General features: G+C 59.5%; 17 protein-coding genes. 11 read left to right on the top strand and 6 right to left on the bottom strand.

Features of this window, described 5'->3' with window-relative positions; genetic code table 11:
• Positions 1 to 116: 116 nt before the first annotated feature.
• The 3 genes from QUE75_RS18480 (at position 117) to QUE75_RS18470 (ending at position 2036) form a co-directional block, all read left to right on the top strand.
• Positions 117 to 1028 (top strand): esterase/lipase family protein, encoded by a 912-nt coding sequence (locus QUE75_RS18480; protein WP_286252370.1) that lies wholly within the window; start codon positions 117 to 119, stop codon positions 1026 to 1028.
• Positions 1025 to 1327 (top strand): hypothetical protein, encoded by a 303-nt coding sequence (locus QUE75_RS18475; RefSeq protein WP_286252369.1) that lies wholly within the window; start codon positions 1025 to 1027, stop codon positions 1325 to 1327. The genes QUE75_RS18480 and QUE75_RS18475 overlap by 4 nt, the downstream gene beginning before the upstream one ends.
• A 130-nt stretch (positions 1328 to 1457) precedes the next feature.
• Positions 1458 to 2036, top strand: coding sequence for an outer membrane beta-barrel protein (locus QUE75_RS18470; protein ID WP_106694054.1), 579 nt, complete (start codon positions 1458 to 1460; stop codon positions 2034 to 2036).
• Between the two features lie 49 nt (positions 2037 to 2085).
• Here QUE75_RS18470 and QUE75_RS18465 read toward each other — a convergent pair whose 3' ends face one another.
• Entirely contained in the window at positions 2086 to 5049 is a 2964-nt protein-coding gene (locus QUE75_RS18465) for a transporter substrate-binding domain-containing diguanylate cyclase (RefSeq protein WP_286252367.1), read from the bottom strand.
• A 125-nt stretch (positions 5050 to 5174) separates the two neighbouring features.
• On the opposite strand from QUE75_RS18465, the gene QUE75_RS18460 reads away from it, so the two are divergent.
• Positions 5175 to 5954 carry an ATP-binding protein gene (locus tag QUE75_RS18460; protein ID WP_286252364.1) on the top strand — a complete coding sequence of 260 codons (780 nt, stop codon included), beginning with the start codon at positions 5175 to 5177 and terminating at the stop codon, positions 5952 to 5954.
• 6 nt (positions 5955 to 5960) lie between these two features.
• On the opposite strand, the gene QUE75_RS18455 is transcribed toward QUE75_RS18460, so the two are convergent.
• From QUE75_RS18455 to pdsR, 3 genes are read right to left on the bottom strand one after another with little or no spacing between them, the layout of a single operon-like run.
• Positions 5961 to 7268, bottom strand: a complete 1308-nt coding sequence (locus QUE75_RS18455; protein ID WP_152439345.1) for a DUF3422 family protein — start codon at positions 7266 to 7268, stop codon at positions 5961 to 5963.
• Between the two features lie 5 nt (positions 7269 to 7273).
• Positions 7274 to 9316 carry an ATP-binding protein gene (locus QUE75_RS18450; RefSeq protein ID WP_286252361.1) on the bottom strand — a complete coding sequence of 681 codons (2043 nt, stop codon included), beginning with the start codon at positions 9314 to 9316 and terminating at the stop codon, positions 7274 to 7276.
• A gap of 2 nt (positions 9317 to 9318) precedes the next feature.
• Positions 9319 to 10020, bottom strand: coding sequence for a proteobacterial dedicated sortase system response regulator (gene pdsR, locus QUE75_RS18445; protein ID WP_286252359.1), 702 nt, complete (start codon positions 10018 to 10020; stop codon positions 9319 to 9321).
• Between the two features lie 280 nt (positions 10021 to 10300).
• On the opposite strand from pdsR, the gene QUE75_RS18440 reads away from it, so the two are divergent.
• From QUE75_RS18440 to QUE75_RS18420, 5 genes are all read left to right on the top strand, one after another.
• On the top strand, positions 10301 to 12340 hold the full coding sequence (locus QUE75_RS18440; protein ID WP_286252357.1) for a marine proteobacterial sortase target protein: 2040 nt from the start codon (positions 10301 to 10303) through the stop codon (positions 12338 to 12340).
• Positions 12337 to 12918 carry a class GN sortase gene (locus QUE75_RS18435; RefSeq protein WP_286252355.1) on the top strand — a complete coding sequence of 194 codons (582 nt, stop codon included), beginning with the start codon at positions 12337 to 12339 and terminating at the stop codon, positions 12916 to 12918. Before QUE75_RS18440 ends, QUE75_RS18435 begins: the two co-directional genes overlap by 4 nt.
• A 47-nt stretch (positions 12919 to 12965) precedes the next feature.
• Entirely contained in the window at positions 12966 to 13685 is a 720-nt protein-coding gene (locus QUE75_RS18430; protein WP_106694050.1) for a lysophospholipid acyltransferase family protein, read from the top strand.
• 74 nt (positions 13686 to 13759) lie between these two features.
• The gene (locus QUE75_RS18425) at positions 13760 to 14002 is read left to right on the top strand and encodes a GlsB/YeaQ/YmgE family stress response membrane protein (RefSeq protein ID WP_061330921.1); all 243 of its coding nucleotides are present in this window, start codon (positions 13760 to 13762) and stop codon (positions 14000 to 14002) included.
• Position 14003: 1 nt separating this feature from the next.
• Positions 14004 to 14405, top strand: a complete 402-nt coding sequence (locus QUE75_RS18420) for an MAPEG family protein (RefSeq protein WP_061330920.1) — start codon at positions 14004 to 14006, stop codon at positions 14403 to 14405.
• 62 nt (positions 14406 to 14467) lie between these two features.
• Here QUE75_RS18420 and QUE75_RS18415 read toward each other — a convergent pair whose 3' ends face one another.
• Entirely contained in the window at positions 14468 to 14908 is a 441-nt protein-coding gene (locus tag QUE75_RS18415) for an OmpA family protein (protein WP_286252348.1), read from the bottom strand.
• Between the two features lie 295 nt (positions 14909 to 15203).
• Here QUE75_RS18415 and QUE75_RS18410 point away from each other — a divergent pair, with 295 nt between their 5' ends.
• The gene (locus QUE75_RS18410) at positions 15204 to 16655 is read left to right on the top strand and encodes a rhomboid family intramembrane serine protease (RefSeq protein WP_286252347.1); all 1452 of its coding nucleotides are present in this window, start codon (positions 15204 to 15206) and stop codon (positions 16653 to 16655) included.
• A gap of 50 nt (positions 16656 to 16705) precedes the next feature.
• Here QUE75_RS18410 and QUE75_RS18405 read toward each other — a convergent pair whose 3' ends face one another.
• The gene (locus QUE75_RS18405) at positions 16706 to 18160 is read right to left on the bottom strand and encodes a B-box zinc finger protein (RefSeq protein ID WP_286252345.1); all 1455 of its coding nucleotides are present in this window, start codon (positions 18158 to 18160) and stop codon (positions 16706 to 16708) included.
• A 282-nt stretch (positions 18161 to 18442) separates the two neighbouring features.
• Between QUE75_RS18405 and acnA the strand changes: the two genes are divergently transcribed.
• The gene (acnA, locus tag QUE75_RS18400; RefSeq protein ID WP_286252343.1) at positions 18443 to 21202 is read left to right on the top strand and encodes an aconitate hydratase AcnA; all 2760 of its coding nucleotides are present in this window, start codon (positions 18443 to 18445) and stop codon (positions 21200 to 21202) included.
• The last annotated feature ends 25 nt before the right edge of the window (positions 21203 to 21227 follow it).

The raw sequence follows: 21227 nt of genomic DNA, 5'->3' as shown, positions 1-21227 counted from the left end.
ACAAACCGTGAGCCTGTCTTGCCGGATTTGCTCCGGGGCCGCCACTCTGGCCCGAAAATGGCCAGTGTAATGCACTGCAAAGGGCGTACACTGAAAAAATACTCGGGAGACTAACCATGGTGTCTGTTCCTTCCGCTGGGCGAGTCCAGCAGCACATTTCAGCCATTGCCAGCGGCTTTCTGGGTGACTGGCTGGAGCACCGGGGCAATCCGCTGGCGGTGCCGATGACGGTGTTTGCCGATGGCGAAGCGCTGGATCTGCAGAATCCCCAGCCCGCAGCGCCGGGGAGCGTGCTTTGCCTGTCCATCCATGGGCTGATGGAGCTGGAATCGGTGTGGGATTTTCCGGCCAAGCCCGATGAACACTACGGCACCCACCTCGCCAACACGTTGGGCGATACGTCGGCCCTCAAGCTCCGTTTCAATACCGGCCGGCCCATTTACCGTAACGGCCAGGATCTTGCCGCGTTGCTGGAGCGGCTGGTGAGTAACTGGCCGGTACCGGTCAAGCGGATTGTTCTGATCGGCCACAGTATGGGAGGCTTGCTGATTCGCAGTGCCTGTCATTATGGGGCTGCGAATGATCACCGCTGGGTCAGCCTGAACCCGGATTGTGTGTACATCGGCTCACCCCACGACGGCTCCTGGCTGGCGGTGGGCGCCCATAAAGCGGCAGGCTGGCTGAATCGGGTGCCCCGGGATTATCTGAAAGTGGTGGGCGAGGTGATTGACCTTCGCAGCGAGGGTATCCGCAACTTATCCCGGGGGGATGCTTTTGAACCGGGTACCTCAGATCAACCGCTGTTGCACGGTGCCCGGCATTACGTGATCAGCGGACTGCTCGCCAAGGGCGAACGGCACCCTGTAAACGTTCTGTTTGGCGATGCCCTGGTGCATCAATCCAGCGCCCGTGGTGATCGTCGTGAAGGCTGGGAGCTGGCGGGCATCGCCAATTTTCCCGGTGTTGACCATATTCGCCTGGCCCACCACCCCTTGGTGAGCCAGCAACTGCAGGAGTGGCTGGCATGAAAGGACCGGACAACAACACGCAATGGTGGCTGGGTGTGACGGAGCTGGTGGCCCAAGGCATGCATCACGGCGCGGTTAAGCTGAAACGTGTGCACCTTTCCATTGCAGACGAGAGTTTTCGGGTGCTGGACGCCATTCCGGCCACTCGGCCCGGTAGCCGGCTTGTTCGGGTGTGCCACCATGGTATCGCCAGAGTCAGTTACGACAGCGTGTCGCTGGCCGGTCGTGTGATTGCCGAAGGGGCGGCGTCTGCCGGTGCCCGTTTGGCGATGCGTCGGCACGACATGACTGAAACATGAATGATTCTTAGTAGGGTTTTAACCCCCAACCAGCCGTTATCTCTGTAGGGTAAACGCATGCAATCGGGATAGAGACATCCGGATTGTTCGTTTCGACGAATGGAAAACCCAACCACAGAGGAAACGCGTTATGAGCTACAAAGCCAGTTTTGCGTGTGCCACGGTTCTGTCTGCTGCTGTACTGACAGCCCCTGCCGTCTGGGCACAGGATAAAGTGAGCCGGGATAACTCAGGGCCATACATCAGTGGTAGTTACGGGGGCTACAAATCCCACGGCGGTGAATTCAAGGATGAAAACGATCTGCTGGGTGCGGCGCTGGGTTACCAGTTCAATGAGTTCTTTGCCCTGGAAGCGGAATACATTGATTTCGGCAAGTTCGGCGATGACGACGTTAAAGCCAAGCTCAAAGGGGTTGGCCTGAGCGCTGTTGGCCGTTTGCCTCTCACTCAGAGTTTCGGGGTGTATGCGAAGGCCGGTGCATTCGCTTCGGCCTTTGATGTGGATGCCTTCGATGAGAGTGAAACCTATGACGAGGTCAATCCGTTTATTGGCGCCGGTGTGGATTTCCGGGTGACCAATAGCCTGACCGCCTTCGCCGAGTATGCCCGTTACAACGTGGATATCGATGAAGACGATTTCAATGGCCAGATTACCAATAATGGTCCGGATTTCGACACCGGCCGGGTTGGCTTGAAGTACCAGTTCTGACTCGTTACGGGTTTGGGGCGCCCGCTGTAACAGGCCTGCGCCCCTTTCTTTACGCCTTAGGGTGTTCGGCTTCGTCTGGCCCCGATGTTTGCCCTGCTGGAATAACCTCCAGGCGGTTCCGGCCGTTACGCTTGGCGGTGTATAGCGCCTGGTCGGCCAGCCGGAGATATTCCGCAGATGTGTGCTCTGGTGTTGGAAACCCCAATGCCAGGCCAATGCTGACGGTCAGATCAATCCCTTTATCCTTGCAGGTATCACAGCGCCGGGTTGCGACTTCCTCGCGGAACCGGTTCAGCCGAGCCTTTATGTCATCTGCATCCTGATAACTGGCAAAAATCACAAACTCTTCTCCACCAAACCGTGCCAGACGGTCAGTGTCGCGGCGGAAATGTTCGCGCATGGTATTTGCCAGGGATTCCAGGCACCGGTCACCAGCCTCATGCCCCCAATTATCATTAATTTTCTTGAAATGGTCCGCGTCGACCATGGCAACCGCAAAGCCGGTCTGGTGCCGCAGGCACCATTGAAAGCTGTTGGAGAACTCCCGGTCGAAGTAGGTGCGGTTGCCCAGGCCTGTGAGGTTATCGGTCACACTCAGACGGGACAGAGCGGTATTGGCCTCGGCAAGTTCCCGATTGAGACGGCCGAGTTTCCGGTTCCAGTAGACCAGCAGGGCGGTGGCCAGCAGGCCCAGCGAAAGTATTTGCCAGAACCGGGTATAGTCAACGCGTTCCTCGATTCGCAGGTTGCGCCAGGTGCTTTCAAGCTGAGTGCGCTCTGCAGGTGTCAGGCTCAACACCAGTTTCTGCATGATTCCGTGTAACGTGGGTTCGTCATTGCGGGTGCCGATCGCCAGTGACCAGTCGGCCGGTACCCGGCCAATCACCTTCAGGTCCGCCAGGCCCATTGACTGCATGTAGTAACTGGCGGTGGCCAGTGTAGTGACATAGCCGATCAGCTCCCGGTTCTGAAGTTTTCTCAGGCCTTCTTGCTCTGACTCTACGGTAACCAGTTGCAAGGATGGATTGCGTTTGCGCAGCAATTCGGCAAACGCGTAGCCTTCCACAATGCCAACGCGGCCGCCCTCCAGCTCGTTGAGACGCTGAATGAACGGGGCCTCAATACGGCCAATCACCACGTTTGGTACTTCCAGATAGGGTGAGGTGAAGTCCAGATAAACGGACCTTTCGGGTGTACGCATGGCCATCGGGAACATGTCGCAACGCCGATCCTTCGCCGCGGCAATGGCTTCCTGCCAGTTGCTGGTGGGCACCAGCCGGAAACGCAGGTTACCTCGTTGGCTGAACAGCTCAAGTACATCTGCGGCCAGGCCGGTGTGTTTGCCATCCCTCACGCCTTCGAGGGGCATCCAGTCCGGGTCTGCGCAGATGCGAATTTCCCGGTTCCGTTGTTCCAGCCATAGGGATTCGGTGTCTGTCCAGTGCACCAGTTCCGCTGTGTTCAGCGAGGGCTGGTTGCTGGCGCCGAGCCAGCGGGTTTCGATCACCTGTTGTTCCGTTGGCGTAATGCTGGTCAGTGCCTGATTCAGGATGTCTGCCAGCGGCGCCAGGGCCGGTCTCACCCCGAAGCGAAGGTCCTCGCCACTGAAGCCCGGGAGCTGAAGTTCTCCGGCGATTCGGGTGCCACTGATACCCAGTTGCCGGATCCAGTAATTGCCCGAATGCAGGGCTCCGATAACGACATCCACATCGCCGCTCGCCAACGCCTGGAACATGGGTTGCTGTGAGTGGAAGCTGAGCAATGTGCCGTTACTCAGCAGTTGCCGAAGCGTTTCCTCATAGTAGATGCCCGCGCCCAGTCCAACCCGATAGTGCTTCAAGTCCTCAAGATTTTGGTAGTTGAGACTCTCATCCTGGGTAAAGATGACGTTGGGAATGATGTGATAGGGCGAGGTGAAGTGGGCGAAGGACTCCCGTTCCGGGCGATGGGACATGTTGGCCATGACATCAATGTCGCCGTTCTTGAGCATGGGAATCAGTTCGTCCCACTGGCCGCTGACAGGAATAGCCTGCAGGCCAGTCAGGTCAACCAGCCGGTTCATGATATCAACGCTCAGACCTCTGACCCGCCCGCCGTCGGTGAAACTGAACGGCGCATAATCATCCATGAATCCGATCCGAACCGGCCCCAGACTCGCCAGGTACTGTCGTTGTTGCGAGCTGAGGGCCAGCTCTGTACCTGTGGAGCCGGTCAAACCGCCAAACTCCTGCCAACGCTGCAGCAGGTGCTGCAGTTTTTCCTCCGGTACGGCATTCAGCCCGGCCTGAATCTGATTGAACAGGTTCAGGTTGTCGGCGAGAACACCAATACGGAAATCCTCCCCGGAGTATTGTTGCAGCGGCGCCGGGCCAAGCAGTTCCAGGAAGCGGAAACCGGCCTGGTTGGCGAGATACTCCATAGTGAGTTTGGGGCCCACAGCAATATCGATCCAGCCAAAGGCCAGTGCCCGAACAACGCTCGTCAGGGAGTCGTAGGTGGTCAGTGAAATGCCGGCGTCGGCGAATTCAGTGCGGTAGAAAATGTCCTCTACCATGCCAACGCGAAGGCCTTGTAAGTCGTCCAGCGCCTCAATCGTGGGAGTCGGACGGGCGCTGTCATGCATCAGGTAAATTTCGCGGTAGTGATAAGGTTCGGAGAACAGGACCTTTTCAGCACGGTCCGGACGCCAGGAAATACCGTCTATCGCATCCAGATCTCCGCGCAGGAAGGCCGCATAGATGTCTGGCCAGCTACCGGCACGAAAATCAAAGACCAGGTTGCTGTTGCTGGCCACTTCCCGAAGGACGTCAATGGAGAACCCGGCTGGATTGCGACCTTCAAAAAAAGTGTAGGGTTCGTTGTCGGCCACCACGCCAATTGTGACAACGGGAGACGAGCTCTCCGGCTCTTCCGCCCGGGCTGCGAACGTCAGCACCGCAATCATCAGTGTGGCCAGCGTTAGCCAGGCAGCACAGAATTTTCGCTGGGGCGGTTGAGGCAGGCGGCTTTGCAAGGTATACCTTCCCTGTGAATAACAGTGCCAGTGTAGTTGCAGATCGTAACCTTTGACAGTGGTGTGTGGCTATATTGAATACAGATTCAGGCTATGAAACGGCACGCCTTTGATGGAGTAGGAGAATGACAGAAACGGGTTTTGACTGGCAGCAGATGCCGGCCGCTGTGTGGCGCCGGCACCGCTCCGGCCTGCGGGCCATTCGCCGGCTGGATCCGGTCAGATGGGCTGATCTCACGGGTATTGACCGGCAGAAACAGGCGCTTGCCCGCAACACCGAACGCTTTCTGGCGGGGCAGCCCTCCAATAATGCGTTACTTTGGGGGTCCCGGGGCACCGGCAAATCGTCTCTGATCAAGGCATTGCTGAACCGTTACCAGGCGGATGGCCTGCGAATGATTGAAGTGGACAAAGACGACCTGGTGAACCTGCCGGAGATTGTCGACGACATCTGCGAGCTGCCGTACCGCTTTGTGATCTTCTGTGATGACCTGTCGTTTGATGTGGGGGAGTCCGGTTATAAGGCCTTGAAAAGCGTGCTAGAGGGATCACTGGAGCTGCCCCCGGAGAACGTGCGGGTGTATGCCACCTCCAACCGCCGGCATCTGATGCCGGAATTCATGAGTGACAACCTGAAAAGCGAGGTGCGCGACGGCGAGCTGCACCCGGCGGAGGCAATCGAAGAGCAGGTCTCACTGGCGGACCGGTTCGGGCTGCAATTGTCGTTCTACCCGTTTTCCCAGGATATCTATCTGCAGGCGGTAGACGCGCTGTTTCCTGAGGTGGCAGAGCGCTCGCAACTGCACCAGGAGGCCGTCCAGTTTGCCACCGGCAAAGGGGTACGCAACGGGCGCACGGCCCAGCAGTTTTACCGCCAGTTTGCCGGGGACCCCAGATTCGGCTGACGCCGGCTATTGCCGGCGGGCCATGCGGATAAACCGGTGGTGGATGGTCCGGATGCCCAGGAATACCAGCACCATGATCACCGGTATGGCCACGCCCAGTACCAGGGATTTGTTGAACGCCAGGCCGCTATCCTGCAGTACGTCCAGGCCAAGCTTGAGCAGGCTGATCAGATAGTAGGAGATCGCCACTACCGAGAAACCTTCCACCGTGTGCTGCATCATCAATTGAATGCGGGAACGGCGGTCCATGGAACTCAGCAGTTGCTGGTTCTGGCTCTGGATGGCCAGTTCCACCCGGGTACGCATCATGTCGGAGGCGCGGTCTACCCGGCGGGACAGGTCTTCAAGGCGTTCTCCAACCGCTTCGCAGGTTTTCACGGCCGGGGTTAGCCTGCGGGTCATGAATTCGCTGATGGTCAGGTGGCCGGAGACTTCGTCTTCCCGCAGTTCTTCCAGCCGGGTCAGTACCAGTTCGTGGTAGGCCCGGGTGGCGGCAAAGCGGAAGGTGGAGTGGGCCCGGTAGGCTTCGATGCGGGCCGCAATGTGGGTCAGTTCGGCCAGTATCTGTTGTTCGTCCAGGGATTCGTTATCCGCCAGGGACTGGGTGATGGTGGCCAGTTTGTGGTCCATGTCGTTCAGACTGGGCGTCATTTCCCTGGCCAGTGGCAGCGCCAGCAGCGACATCAGCCGGTAGGTTTCAATCTCCATCAGACGTTGTACCAGGCGGCCCAGCTGGCTGTTGGACATCTTGTGATTGAGCACCATGAACCGGCCGAAATGGTCGCTGTGCAACTGGAACGAGCCCAGTACCCGGGCGGCGCCTTCCTGTGGACTGCTGCCAATGAGGCGCATACCTTCGAAATACTTGCGCATGAACGCCAGTTCGCTGCGGGCGTCCTCTTCTGACGGGCGCACCTCTATGTGAAAGGCCCCGACAATGGTGCCGTCCAGCTGTTCCAGCCAACCCTCAGGTAATGAGCTGATGCCGGTCTCGGCAAACGGGTCGGCGCTGGAAACGTCCAGGTTGGTGAAGGTGTAGGAGGCAAACTCCATATGCACTTCACGCCGGACGCGCAGCTTGCCGAAGTTGTGCTCATAGCAGCTGACTTCCTGTTCCGGCCAGGGCTCGCCCAGCAGGCGGTGCAGCCGCTGAAGATGCGCGAACTGTGTTCGGCGCTGCTCCGGTGTGACCAGCACAGCAATGTGTGTCACCCGGGCGGTGGAAGGAATCACCTGGAATGGGCGTGAGTGCAGTTCCTGGTAAAGGTCTGCCCGCAAGGGATGAAAATCCAGGGATGACGTTTCGGCACTCACAATGTTTATCCTGTTTCCGGGCGGTATACCGGGATGATAACCCGGAAGCTCACCCCGTCAATGCCACCTTCGCGGGTGTTTCGGGCCTCCACATGGCCACCATGGTAGTCGGCAATAAGACGTACGATCAGCAACCCCTGCCCCAGGTGCCCCTCGCTCTGGCCCCGGCGCTGGGAGACAAAGGCGCCAAAAATATCCACGCCGGCGTGTTCTGGCAATTGCGAGCCCTCGTTGAACACACACAATTGGTAGTGGTCCGAATGGCGTTGCAGGCTGACCTCTATGGCGCCGCCTTTGGGGGTAAAATCCCGGGCGTTATCCACCAGCTTGTCGAGCATTTGCACCAGCATTTCCGGTGAGCCCATCAGTGGGCATTCGGCTTCGGGAATCTGGTAACGGATCTGGTGGTCGGCATCCAGTTGTTGGTACGCCTCGGTGGCTTGCGCGACCACCTCGGACAGGTCGAACCGTTCTTTGTCAGCCTGGTCGAAGCTCTGCTCGAGCCGCGCGGCCTCACTCATGCTGTTGAGAATTCGGCGCAGCCGTTCGGTGGCCCCGGCGGCCCGTTCCAGGTATTGCTGCCGTTCCTGCTCGGAGCTGTTGTGAGCGAGGTTCTCCAGGGACGACCTGACCACCGCCACGGGGGTTTTCAGCTCATGGGACAGCCGGCGGGAAAAACTCTCCAGGTAGTGGTTATAACTCTGCAGCCGTTCCACCATCTGGCTGAAATGCTGTTGCAGTTGCCCCAGTTCATCCTGGGTTCTGGCGCCGGGCACCTGGCTCAGAATCCGGCCATCTTCGTCCACGCTGGCGCTGACCAGGCGTTGCAGGCGGGCAATTCGCCAGGATAACCAACTGGCATAACCCAGCAGCACCAGGGTTAACGCGAGAATGATCAGCAGGCTGCGGGCCAGGACGCTGCCAAGGGCCGAGCCGGAGACGGTGAGCAGTTGATCGAGGGATTGTTCCAGTACCAGCGAGCGACCGCCAAACAGATCATGCTCGGTGGCCAGCCAGACCGAGCCGTCATTGCGCCTGACCAGGTGATTGTCTGGCAGGCCACCGGTGATCAGCCTATGGGTGGCTTCGCCCAGCGGTGTGGGCTCCGGCTGGTAGAGCCGAATCAGGGCGCGCAGGGCGTTGAGGGTGATTTTCTCAAGTACTTGCACGGGAGACAGATCATCGAAGTCCGGGCCCTGGCCAGTGGTCGGATGCCGGTGATGGGCAATCACCCACCCCGCCGGCTCAACCAAAGTGACTTGCTGACCATCACCGAGCTGGTCCGCAAGTGCCCGTTCCAGTTCTGGGATCCGCTGCACCAGCGGGGGTGGTGGTTCAATGCCGGTGCCGGGTACGGAGGCGTCCTGGCCTCCCTGGGTCAGCTGGAAGCCCAGCAAGCTGCCACGGGCAGGCTGCGGCATCTGCAGCTCTAGTTGCCAGCCAGACCCCCGATCCCGCCAGGCACCCTGAACCCGATAATCCGGAGTCTGCTGGCGGTCTTCCCGAATGGCATTCACGCTGCCCGGCGCTGAGGTTCGTATTGTCCAGCGTTGCCGTGGCACCGGCTGTTGCAGGTTGGTGACCGGCGGTTGCAGCACCAGCTCAAAGCGATCATGGGGTTGGTCAGGCCGGTTCTGCTGAAACAGCTGCATGGCCTGGTTCTGCATCTGGACCAACAGGAACAGGTGTCGGCCATCACTGGCGGCCTGCCATCGCAGGTGGGGTTCGCCTGGCACGGGCAGGGGCTCAGCCGATTGCCAGGGCTGCAGGTGATCGGGCTCATCGTAACCGGGCCAGTCGTCGGCATGGCCGTCGGGTTTGATCGGGGTTTCTGCCGGGCTGGCGTAGAGCGCGTTCGGGGTGGTGATGGCGGGTTGCCCCAGCAGCAGGTCGCCGGCCAGGTTTGCCATCCGCAGGCCCCGCTCCTGGAGCTGTTGCAGGGCCTGTTGGCGCAGGGCGTCATCCAGTTCCAGCACAAACTTCAGCCCGGCCCAGGGTATCAGCAGCATCAGCAGGCTGGCGAGGAACAGCTGGCGTTTAAGGCTCAAGGTCAGACCTCACGGGCATTCCAGCGATAACCCATTCCATAGGCGGTCTGAATGCCATCAAAGCTGCTGTCCAGCTGGCTGAATTTACGCCGGATGCGTTTGATATGGGAGGTCACCGTGTTGTCATCCAGTACCGTGCTGGCGGCTTCCATCAGCTGGTCCCGGCTGCGAACGTGGCCGGGATGCTGAACCAGGCTGTGCAGCATCCAGAATTCGGTCACCGTCAAGTCCACGGGCTGGTTGTCCCAGGACACGGTCATGCGGTCGACGTTGAGCGACAGCCGGCCCCGGTGCAGCAGCTCATCCGGCTTCTGCAGTGCCTCGGCCCAGGCATCGGCCCGGCGCAGCAGGGCAGTAATCCGGGCCAGCAGATGTTCCAGGCTCATGTCTTTGGTGACGTAATCGTCAGCGCCCAGGCGCAAGCCGTGCACTGAATCGATGTCGCTGTCCCGGGCGGTCAGGAAGATGATCGGCAAGGTAGCAGACTGCGACCGAAGGTCCTGGCACAGGGTAAACCCGCCTTCCGGCTCGTCTCCAAGCCCGACGTCAATAATGGCCAGGTCTGGCAACGCCTGGCGCAGCACTTGCCAGGCCGATGGCCGGTCGCCATAGGCTGATACCCGGTAACCCCGGCGCTCAAACGCCGCCCGGTAGTTATCGCGAATGCCTGCTTCGTCTTCAATCAGAACAATGTGTTTTTTCATGGGTGATGCTGTTCAGCAAGATGTGCTGTCATTAAACCATGCTCCTTGCGCGGCACAAGTCGATGCTGCGGGATTGCCATAATTCATCATTTTCTATCGCTAGCTTGCCCGTTTCTGCCACGGCAGGGCCCATTCAGCCTGTTGCAATGGCATCACTAACTTCCACAAAAAGGATGTCGTGATGATGTTGCTATCGCTGCTTGCCAATCCGGCCGTACGGCCTGACCTGTTCACCGCCCGCCGGGCGAAGCCAGCCGCTAAACAATCCAGGTGGTTGCGAATGGCCGAGGGTATCAGCCTTTGGCTGGCGGTTCTGCTGATGTTGTTTGTCCATCCCCTCTATGCGGAGGCGCGTCAGATGGACATGGAACAGCCGGGTCAACTGTACCTGATGAATGATCAAAGTGCCCGGCAGCAGCCGGCGGTGATTCTGGACAGTGAGTTCCAGGTTCGTGTGTCTGGCTTGCTGGCCCAGACCAGGCTGACCAGGACGTTTCGTAATGCCAGCGACCAATGGCAAGAGGGGATTTTCGTGTTCCCGTTACCCGACAAGGCCACGGTGTACGGGCTACGCATGACCATTGGCGAGCGTGAAATCGTGGGGCACATTGAGCCCAAAGCCAAGGCCCGCCAAACCTATGAGCGGGCCAAGCAGGCCGGGCAGCATGCGGCCACGCTGGAGCAGCATCGCCCGAACCTGTTTACCAGCCGCGTAGCCAACATCCCGCCAGGCGAAAGTGTGCAGGTGGAAATCCGTTATCAGCAACCGGTGGCCTACAAGCACGGTGAATTCGAACTTCGACTGCCCACCACCTTGACCCCTCGGTATATGCCAGGCGAACCGCTGGCGGAAACCCAAGGCCCGTGGCAGTCGGGGTGGGCGCTGGCCACCACAGAGGTTGCCGATGCCCATGAAATCAGCCCGTTTACCGTTCGCCCCGCGGACGTCGATGGCGGCAGTCACCGGGCCAGGATCGGAATAGAGATCGAAAGCGGCCTGACCCTGGCGGATGTCTCCAGCCCAAGCCATCGACTGCACACCGAGCTGGACGGTGCCAGGGCGACGGTGAGGCCGGAACAGGAAAAGGTGCTGATGGACCGAGATGTGATCGTCAGGTGGCGCCCGGTAGCCGGCGGTGAGCCAAAAGCGGCCGTGTTTCACCAGACCTGGCAGGGTGAGGATTATCTGATGGCCATGGTGCTGCCGCCGGAAACGGTCGGGCCGGTGCTGCGCCGGGAGCTTGTGTTCGTTATTGATACCTCGGGTTCCATGGCGGGAGATGCAATTGCCCAGGCCCGGTCTGCCCTGCTGAAGGGGCTGGAATCCCTGCGCCCCGGTGATTCGTTCAATGTGATCCAGTTCAACAGCCAGGCCCATGCCCTGTTCGCCCAGCCGGTGCCGGCAGAAGGCCATTACCTGGCCCGGGCTCGGCGATATGTCCAGGATTTGCGGGCCAATGGCGGTACCGAGATGGCGGGTGCCCTGTCGCTGGCGCTGGGAATGGACTCTGGCCCGGGGGGTGAACGGGTGCGCCAGGTGGTGTTTATCACCGACGGTGCCGTGGGCAATGAGTCTGCCCTGTTTAGCCAGATCCGATCAGGTTTGACTGACCGAAGACTGTTTACCGCGGGTATTGGTTCTGCACCCAATATGCATTTTCTGCGGGAGGCGGCCCGGTGGGGCCGGGGTGAGTTTACCGCAATTCACTCAGGCGCCGAGGTAGACCGGGCCCTGAACCGGCTGTTTGCCGCCATGGAGGCACCGGTGCTGACCAATCTGGACGTCCGCTGGCCGGATCAGGGACAGCCTTTGGAGCCAGTACCGGCCAGGCCCGGAGATCTGTTTCGCGGCACGCCGTTGGTCCAGGTAGTCCGGGGGCTGCCGGCAGCAGGGCAGTTGCAGGTTTCCGGCCAGTTGCCCGGAGGCCGTCACTGGTCCACTTCTCTGGATCTTGCCCAGGCGGCGCCCGCCAGTGGTTTGAATCGTCAGTGGGCCCGTGGCCGGATTGATGAGCTGACGGATGCCGCCCGGCTTCAGGGTCAGGCGCCGGATGAACAGAAGATCACTGAGCTGTCGGTTCGCCATGGCGTGATTTCGCCGTTCACCAGCTTTGTGGTGGTGGAGCAGCGCCGGGTTCGCCCGGAAACCGAAAGCGCAGGGTCGCAGAGCATACCCACACTGCTGCCGGCAGGGAGCCAGCCCGGTATGCTCAGGTACCCCCAGACGGCCACATTCGCACCGTTGTTCACTGCGCTGGGTTTGCTGGGGCTGATGTTTTCCCTGGCCATTGCCATGCTGAACCGGAGGCCATCCCTGTGAGTCGCCTGCTGCTGTTACTGTTCGGTTGTTCTGCCACGGTGCTCATGTTCGGGCTGTGGATTCCCTTCAAGGCGCTGGTGGCACAGGAGCTGCTGGCACTTGCCTGGGCGGAAACCCAGGCCCGTCAGGTTCAGGCCCGGCCCTGGCCCTGGGCGGATACCTGGCCGGTGGCCAGGCTGGAAATGCCTGAATTGGACGTGTCGATGATCGTGTTGGATGGCCTGCATGGCGAGAGCCTGGCCTTCGGGCCGGGCCGGGTGGTGGCCGGTGCCGACGGGCCGGTCATCCTGGCCGGCCACCGGGACACACACTTCAGCCACCTCCAGCATCTCGCTCCGGGCAACCCGGTCAGATTGCAAGGCCAGGATCAGCGTTGGCAGGACTATCGGGTAACCAGTATCCGGGTAGTGGACAGTCGTAAGGAGCTGATCAACACTCACGCGTTGGCGGCCGGCACCCTGCTGTTGGTTACCTGCTACCCTTTCGACGCCATGGATGCCCGTGGCCCCCTGCGCTATGTGGTTGAAGCCCATCCCGTTTACGCTCTCGAACAAAAGGATACTGTTGCCGCGCTTTAAGTATGGCGTACACTTGTGCGCCAAGTGAGTCTTAACGGAAAAGCAGTATGGCAGTGGTAAGAAAAATCCTGGCGTGGATTAGCGTGCCAGTCTTGTGCCTTCTGGCATTGGTGTTATACCTGGCCCGGCCGTTCAACCCGGATAACAACCGGCTGCTGGGCTGGATCGTCGCCCGGGTAGGGCGTTGTTTGCTGGGCATGAAACGCCCCCTCTATGGGGCCGAGAACATGCCGCAGGACAGGCCTACGGTCATCATCGCCAATCACCAACAGAACGACGACCTGTTCCTGATGGGGGACTTGTTGCCGCCACGCACCGTGGCGGTGGGCAAGTCCTCACTGGTTTGGGTGCCGTTCTTTGGCCAGGTATTCTGGCTGGGTGGCAACATCATTCTGAACCGAGGTCGGTCCCGAAAAGCGGTGGCGGTGATGGAGGCCACCAGTGAGGCGATCAACCAGCAGCGTAAAAGTATCTGGGTATTCCCGGAAGGCACTCGTAGCCGTGGCCGTGGCCTGGGAAGTTTCAAGAAAGGCGCGTTTCACACGGCCATTGCCGCCGGTGCCCCCATCACCATGGTGTGTGCCGGTGAGTATCACGGCAAAACACGAGGCTGGTCTGGCCGCAGGGAGCCAGTCCCGATGCGGATTCTTCCGCCCGTCGAAACCCAGGGGCTGACCTCTGCCGATATACCCGAGCTGATCGCCCGGTGCCACCAACAGATGTCGGAAGCCATCGCAGGGCTTGCACGAACTCCCGGAACTGCTTGAATGGCCGTGAAAAACAGGGCAGTCTTCTGAACAGGAATGCATTCTGGACTGGTAAACCTTGGGAGAATGGATAGATGAGCCTGATCTGGTTTCTGATCATTGGTGGTCTTGCCGGCTGGCTGGCTGGCCTGATTATGAAAGGCAAGGGCTTTGGTGTGCTGGCCAATATCGGTATTGGTATTGTCGGTTCGGTGATTGGCGGCGTGCTGTTTGGCGTGCTCGGGCTGGCGGTAAAGAGCATGGTCGGCGAGCTGGTAACAGCGACCGTCGGTGCGGTACTGCTGTTGGCAGTGGTTAACAAGATAAAGCAGGGCTGACATGATCGTACCCGTAACCGCTGTGTTCGCGGCCGTCCTCGGCTTGTTGTTGCTGGTGTTGTCCGGCCAGGTGGTTAAGTACCGGCTGAAGTACCGTAAAGGGCTGGGCGTGAACGACGATGTGGAGTTTGAGGCAGCGGTGCGCGCCCACGCTAACCTGGTCGAATATGCGCCCATTGGCCTGATCATGCTGGCGATTGCCGAGCTGAACGGTGTTGCCTCAGGCCTGATTTACTGGACCGGCATGGCGCTGGTGGTGGGCCGTATTCTCCATGCCTGGGGCATGATCAACGGCAAGGGTGGCCCCCACAAGGCCCGTATGATTGGTATCCTGTTAACCTGGCTGGCGATTCTGGTGGCGGCGTTGCTGTTACTGTGGAACGTCTGGCAGGTGTACGGCTGAGCAAGCCGGCAGCGATTGCTTAAACGGGGCCTGTTGGCCCCGTTTGTGTTTGTACCGGGTGCTCAGAGTGCCCGGGCAATGTCCATGGTCAGGTATTCCAGCTCCACCCGTCGGTTGGCCGCGTGGTCTTCCGGCCGGGCCAGGGGGCGATCCGAACCCCAGGTGGCCAGCACAAGGGCAGACTGGTGAACGCCCTCACGCATGAGCAGGCGGGCAACGGAGTTGGCCCTCAGGCGAGCCAGGAAACGATTGTATTCCTCTGAACCAAAGCGGTCGGCGTGGCCATGAATTCTTACCCGCATACCCGGGTGGTTTTTCAGGTAGGCCGCGTGCTGCTTCAGAACCTCGATGTCACCGGCATCCGGGGTGTGTTTGTTGAAGCCGTAGTGAAATCGGGTGCGGTGAGGACGGCTTCCGTCTTGTGAAGGCTGGCCCGCCATGCCGCCGAATGCCAATGCGGCCTTCGCCAGCAGGTCAGGGTTGTCCAGAACTAGTACGGTCATGTGCAGTATCCTCGAGTCCAGAATCCGGTTTTTGTTGTTATTGCTTCCCCAATATTGTTGGTTGAAGCAATAACGGCAATTGGCGAATGGTCGATAGGCACCGGAAGTGAGTGGTTACCGATTGAATGGCATTTGTGTGACTGTGTGATGACATCCATGGTTGTGTGCTGCGCCACATTTCCCGTTGCAGACCTTTGATTTCTGCTCGCCAGGTGTCATTACACCGGGAAAAGAAGTCGCTGCTGTGGTAAAAAGCAGCTTTTCAGGGACAGATTGTGATGAATTGTGACCGCCCATGCTGATTATTCCTGCCGAGAACGCCGTTAACTGGAAACGCCCGCCCTGGGTAACCCTGAGCCTGATGATGGCTTGCCTGCTGGTCTTCCTGTTCTATCAGGGCGGTGATGACCGCAAGTTTGAAGCTGCCCTGGAGCAGTACCTGGAAGCCGACCTGCTGGCGCTCGAGGCACCGGCTTATGAAGACTATCTGCAACGGGAAATCCGGTTTTCTGGTGATGCCCAGAGTGTGCTGGAGCTTCAGGAATTCCAGCAACTGCAGGAGGACAACGAAATCTTCTGGCTGGCAGCCACCCTGTTGGTGAACCGGGAGTTCTACCAGTACCTGCAAGAAAACCGGGACCTGATCTGGGCGCCGGCTGAGCGAAGTCACTGGCTGGAGCAGCGGGTTGCCATCGACGAACAGTGGCTGTCTCGAATGAGCGCTTATCAGTTGGGGCTTATCCCGGCTGAGTTGTCGCTTTACAGCCTGATCACCTACCAGTTTCTGCACGGTGGCTGGGGCCATATTATCGGTAACCTGCTGTTCCTGTTCCTGCTTGGCTTCACGGTCGAGAAAGCCCTGGGGCCCGGCCGTTACCTGATGGCCTATCTGGCCTGTGGTGCGTTATCCGGCCTGATGTATACCGGCTTCTCCATGGGCAGCCAGATTCCTCTGGTGGGCGCGTCAGGCTCCATTTCCGGATTGATGGGCATGTATGTGGCCATATATGGCGTGCAGAAAATCCGCTTTTTCTACTTCCTGGTGGTCTACTTCAATTATTTCCGGGCCCCCGCCATCGCCCTGTTGCCGGTGTGGGTAGGCAAGGAAATCTACGATTACTGGTACGCCGGCTCTACCGGTATTGCCTATATGGCTCATGCTGGCGGGCTGCTTGCCGGCGCTGGCCTGGTCTGGCTGTTGGGTAAAAGCTGGTTGCAGGTGAAAGAAGAGTTTTTTGAACCGGAAGAAGATGAGCAGGACGCCCGCTTTACCTCGGCGTATGCCCAGGCCATGGCCAGCCTTGGACGGATGGATTTCGATTTGGCCCGGCGCCAGTTTGAAGCGTTGCGGGAACGCTATCCCGAGCGCACCATCGTGTTGGAACATCTGTACCAGCTGGCCAAACTGCGGCCAGACCTGCCAGCCTACCGGGACCTGTCACGGGAACTGATGGCCGATGCCATGGCCCGACGGCAGCCAGAGCAAATGATCTCAGTGTGGCAGGAATATCTTAGCAAGGGTGAGGCCCATCATCCGCTGGCGGTGGAAGACCATAACCGGGTAATGTTTGCCAGTCTCAAGCACCACGATTTGAAATCAGCGGAAAAGGCTTTTGAACGCATGCGCTCAACGGCGGATGTGGAAATGGTCAACGAGGCCTGCCGGTTGTTGCTGGCGGAGTTCGAGAAGCACCAGATGGAGCCAAAAGCCCGCCATTACCGCCAATTGCTCCAGAACACTCTTTGAAGCCTTAAATGCCGGCACAGGGCAGCTTGCCCTGTGCCGGCGCTTTCCGATTACTCCGGTACCTCAAAACTCGCTTTCGGGCCTTTCAGCGGTTGCTGATTGCGGGCCTGGTCCAGCCAGGTGTCAATCTGCCCATGCAAGGGGTGGGTGACACAGCGCTTCTTGATAAACGCGAGAAACGCACTGGCTTTCTCCCACTGCTGCAGACCATTGGCCAGTGCCTGGGCGGCCAGTAAATAGGCCGGTGCCAGCTGGTCGCTGTCCGGGAACCGTTTGTGGAAATCCTGCAGCAATCGCAATGCCGGCTTGAAGTGGCCCCGGTGATACAGGGCACTGGCACACTGCACCGCCAGTTCCGGATCGTCCAGCTGAAAGCCAGGCTCCGCCGCTTGCAGAGTCTGCATCAGCTGGTTCAACCCGTCCCCATCGTGTCGTTGGGCGAGCCACGCCATCAGGCGCGGGTGATACCGGTACAGCTCGGTCGTTGCCTGCCGGGCGGTCAGAATCTGATAGAGCTGCCCAATGCGTTTCGGATTGTCCCGGTCTTTTTTGAGGGATTCGATCAGCATGCTCTGAACCCGGTCGTAGTTGCCGTCTTTCAGGTTCATGTCCAGATCGGCATCAAAGCGGGTGCTCCGGTCCCGGTTCTGTTGGTCTGCGTCGCTTTCTTCCCCCTGAATGTCCGAGGCAAAGCCCAGTTCTTCCTGATACTGGAACAGCAGGTAACCCAGCATGTGGAACAGAATCAGGGTAAAGGTACTGTTGAGGAAGCCCGCCAGGGGCTGTGCCACCCACATCGGGAAGTGATCAACGGCAAAATCCTGGGCCGCCCCGGAAGCCAGGGTGAGCAGAATCAGATAGCCATACAGCAGGAAGTAGGGGGTGCCGATACGGGAAATCAGCACCGCCAGGTTCATCGGGTTCACCGCCGCACCCACTGATCGCTCCATCGCCAGCACCATGATGCTGGCGGGCAGGGCGAGTATCGCAAATGCCAACGCCAGCATCATAAGAATCGGCCCGCCGATCATCGCGGCCGCAGCCACCAGGCCACCCATCAGCACGAACACCAGAAGCTGCAGAATAACGATATCAAAACCGCTGCCCGTAAACGCCACCGACACCGGTGGCGGTTTCAGATGGCCTTCTGCGGTGTGGCTGATCACGGCATAGGTGTATTTGAACAGGGCCAGTGCCAGCACCAGCCAGATAATCAAGCCGACAATGTTCGCCGGTGCAACGATGGGCACCAGCGTACATATGGCGATTACTATCAATGGATCGGTATGGAACGGGTAGCGGAAGAAAGCGCCGATACGGTGCCAGAAGGGCACCACCTCGGTTGCCGCCCCGAGATACCGCATGGCCTTGCTGCAGCGTGGGCACAGGGCGCGGCGCTGGCGGGTATCTGCATCGGGCATGCAGCGGTTGCAATAGTGCATCTGGCACTCACCACAGTGCCACTTGGCCGGGTCGCCCGGGTGGTAATGACAATCGTGTTTCACGGTAGATCCTGATCCGTCAGAAAACAGCGCCAATGATGACAGAACTGGCCTCGGGCCGCAGCTGATCTGTTCACACATCCCGGGCAATGTTGTTTTCAGGTTGCTCGTACGGGCCCCTGCTAACGCCATAGATATCAAAGCAAGCAGGGCTGTACTTGGCTCGGTGGCCTGGCTGTTGGTGGGTATTCATGGCCCGAATGCTGAACATTCACGGCTGGAGAGTTGAAGTCTGGGTATTCGCTGCAATAGTTAAGGGAGATCAGCCAACAGAGGAGGCCCCGCATGTCGAATACCTCACTGAGCAAAGACAGCCTGAATACCCTCTCCACCCTGAACGCGGGTGGCAAGACCTATCACTACTACAGTCTGCCCAAGGCGGCCGACACCCTGGGCGACCTGAACCGCCTGCCGTTCTCCCTGAAAGTCCTGATGGAGAACCTGTTGCGTAACGAAGACGACACCACGGTCGACCGCTCCCATATCGATGCCATGGTGCAGTGGCTGAAAGACCGAAGCTCCGACACTGAGATTCAGTTCCGCCCGGCCCGGGTATTAATGCAGGATTTCACCGGCGTACCCGGTGTGGTGGACCTGGCGGCCATGCGCGAGGCGGTAAAACAGGCCGGCAAAGACCCGGCTCTGATCAACCCGTTGTCACCGGTGGACCTCGTGATCGATCACTCGGTGATGGTGGACAAGTACGGCAATCCGTCGGCCTTTAAGGATAACGTCGCCATCGAGATGGAGCGCAACCAGGAGCGCTATGAGTTCCTGCGCTGGGGCCAGCAGGCCTTTGATAATTTCCGGGTGGTGCCGCCCGGCACCGGTATCTGTCATCAGGTCAACCTGGAGTATCTAGGCAAGACCGTGTGGCAGAAGGACGTGGATGGCAAAACCATTGCCTACCCGGATACCCTGGTGGGTACCGACTCCCACACCACCATGATTAACGGCCTGGGCATTCTTGGCTGGGGTGTCGGTGGTATCGAAGCGGAAGCCGCCATGCTGGGCCAGCCGGTCTCTATGCTGATTCCCGAGGTGGTAGGCTTCAAGATCACCGGCAAGCTGCGGGAAGGCATCACCGCGACAGACCTGGTGCTGACGGTGGTGGAAATGCTGCGCAAGAAGGGCGTGGTGGGCAAATTCGTTGAATTCTACGGCGACGGTCTGAAAGACATGCCAGTGGCCGACCGGGCCACCATCGCCAACATGGCCCCGGAATACGGCGCTACCTGCGGCTTCTTCCCGGTGGATGATCAGACCATTACCTACATGCGCCTGACCGGCCGCGATGAAGAGTTGTTGGATCTGGTGGAAGCCTACGCCAAGGCCCAGGGCCTCTGGCGGGAGCCAGGGCACGAACCGGTGTATACCGACACACTGGAGTTGGATATGGGCGATGTGGAAGCCAGCCTTGCCGGCCCGAAGCGTCCTCAGGACCGGGTGGCCCTGAAGAACATGAAGTCGTCGTTCGAGTTACTGATGGAGACCGCTGAAGGTCCGGCCCAGAACCAGGAATCCAGGCTGGAGTCGGAGGGTGGCCAGACTGCGGTTGGTGTCGATAACAGTTACGAACACCCGGCCAGTCAGCCGTTGGAAATGAACGGAGAGAAAACGCGACTGGACCCCGGCGCCGTGGTGATCGCGGCGATTACCTCCTGTACTAACACCTCCAATCCCAGTGTAATGATGGCCGCAGGCCTTATTGCCAAGAAGGCGGTGGATAAGGGCCTTAAAACCAAACCCTGGGTGAAAACCTCGCTGGCGCCGGGCTCCAAGGTGGTCACCGATTACCTGAAAGTGGCGGGCCTGCAGGACGACCTGAATGAACTGGGCTTCAACCTGGTGGGCTACGGCTGCACCACCTGCATCGGCAACTCAGGCCCGCTGCCGGATGCCGTTGAGAAAGCCATCAACGAGGGGGATCTCACCGTCGCTTCGGTGCTGTCTGGTAACCGTAACTTTGAAGGCCGGGTGCACCCGCTGGTGAAAACCAACTGGCTGGCCTCGCCGCCCTTGGTGGTGGCGTACGCTCTGGCCGGCAACGTGCGGCTGGACCTGACCAACGACCCGCTGGGTACCGACAAAGACGGTAACCCCGTGTACCTGAACGACCTCTGGCCCAGCCAGGCGGAAATCGCCGAGGCCGTCGAAAAGGTGAAAACCGACATGTTCCGCAAGGAATACGGCGAAGTGTTCGAGGGCGACGACATCTGGAAATCCATCAAGGTGCCGGAAAGCAAGGTGTATGAGTGGAGCGACAAGTCCACCTATATCCAGCATCCGCCGTTTTTCGAAGGCATGGGTGAGCAGCCCGAGGCCATCGAGAACATCAAGGATGCCAACATCCTGGCTCTCTTGGGTGATTCGGTCACCACTGACCACATCTCCCCGGCGGGCTCCTTCAAGGCCGATACGCCTGCCGGCAAATACCTGCAGGCACACGGTGTGGAGCCGAAAGACTTCAACTCCTACGGATCCCGCCGGGGTAACCATGAGGTGATGATGCGTGGCACCTTCGCCAACGTGCGCATCCGAAACGAGATGCTCGATGGTGTGGAAGGCGGCTTCACGAAGTTTGTGCCCACCGGCGAGCAGATGGCCATTTACGATGCCGCCATGAAGTACCAGGAGCAAGGTACACCGCTGGTGGTGATTGCTGGCAAAGAATACGGCACCGGCTCCAGCCGGGACTGGGCCGCCAAGGGCACCCGCCTGTTGGGCGTGAGAGCTGTGGTGGCGGAATCCTACGAGCGCATCCACCGCTCCAACCTGATCGGCATGGGGGTGATGCCACTGCAGTTCCCGGAAGGGGTTGATCGCAAGAGCCTGAAACTCACCGGTGAGGAAACCATCAGCATCGAAGGGCTGTCTGGCGATATCAAGCCGGGCCAGACCCTAACCATGTCGGTGAAATACAAGGATGGCTCTACCGAAACCTGTGAGCTGAAATCACGCATCGATACCGCCAACGAGGCGGTCTACTTCCAGCATGGTGGCATCCTGCACTATGTGGTTCGGGAGATGTTGAAGAACGCCTGAGGTTTTGCGGACCAAACAGGAGGCT

Source organism: Marinobacter shengliensis, assembly GCF_030297115.1.
Lineage (GTDB): Bacteria > Pseudomonadota > Gammaproteobacteria > Pseudomonadales > Oleiphilaceae > Marinobacter > Marinobacter shengliensis.
The sequence above is the reverse complement of the archived record's forward strand: the minus strand, read 5'-3'. Positions and strand labels throughout refer to the sequence as shown.

Bases quoted from the DNA above. Each gene is read 5' to 3' on its own strand.
- QUE75_RS18480 (WP_286252370.1), top strand. From the start codon at position 117: ATGGTGTCTGTTCCTTCCGCTGGGCGAGTCCAGCAGCACATTTCAGCC.
- QUE75_RS18475 (WP_286252369.1), top strand. From the start codon at position 1,025: ATGAAAGGACCGGACAACAACACGCAATGGTGGCTGGGTGTGACGGAG.
- QUE75_RS18470 (WP_106694054.1), top strand. From the start codon at position 1,458: ATGAGCTACAAAGCCAGTTTTGCGTGTGCCACGGTTCTGTCTGCTGCT.
- QUE75_RS18460 (WP_286252364.1), top strand. From the start codon at position 5,175: ATGACAGAAACGGGTTTTGACTGGCAGCAGATGCCGGCCGCTGTGTGG.
- pdsR (WP_286252359.1), bottom strand. From the start codon at position 10,020: ATGAAAAAACACATTGTTCTGATTGAAGACGAAGCAGGCATTCGCGAT.
- QUE75_RS18440 (WP_286252357.1), top strand. From the start codon at position 10,301: ATGGCCGAGGGTATCAGCCTTTGGCTGGCGGTTCTGCTGATGTTGTTT.
- QUE75_RS18430 (WP_106694050.1), top strand. From the start codon at position 12,966: ATGGCAGTGGTAAGAAAAATCCTGGCGTGGATTAGCGTGCCAGTCTTG.
- QUE75_RS18425 (WP_061330921.1), top strand. From the start codon at position 13,760: ATGAGCCTGATCTGGTTTCTGATCATTGGTGGTCTTGCCGGCTGGCTG.
- QUE75_RS18420 (WP_061330920.1), top strand. From the start codon at position 14,004: ATGATCGTACCCGTAACCGCTGTGTTCGCGGCCGTCCTCGGCTTGTTG.
- QUE75_RS18415 (WP_286252348.1), bottom strand. From the start codon at position 14,908: ATGACCGTACTAGTTCTGGACAACCCTGACCTGCTGGCGAAGGCCGCA.
- QUE75_RS18410 (WP_286252347.1), top strand. From the start codon at position 15,204: ATGCTGATTATTCCTGCCGAGAACGCCGTTAACTGGAAACGCCCGCCC.
- acnA (WP_286252343.1), top strand. From the start codon at position 18,443: ATGTCGAATACCTCACTGAGCAAAGACAGCCTGAATACCCTCTCCACC.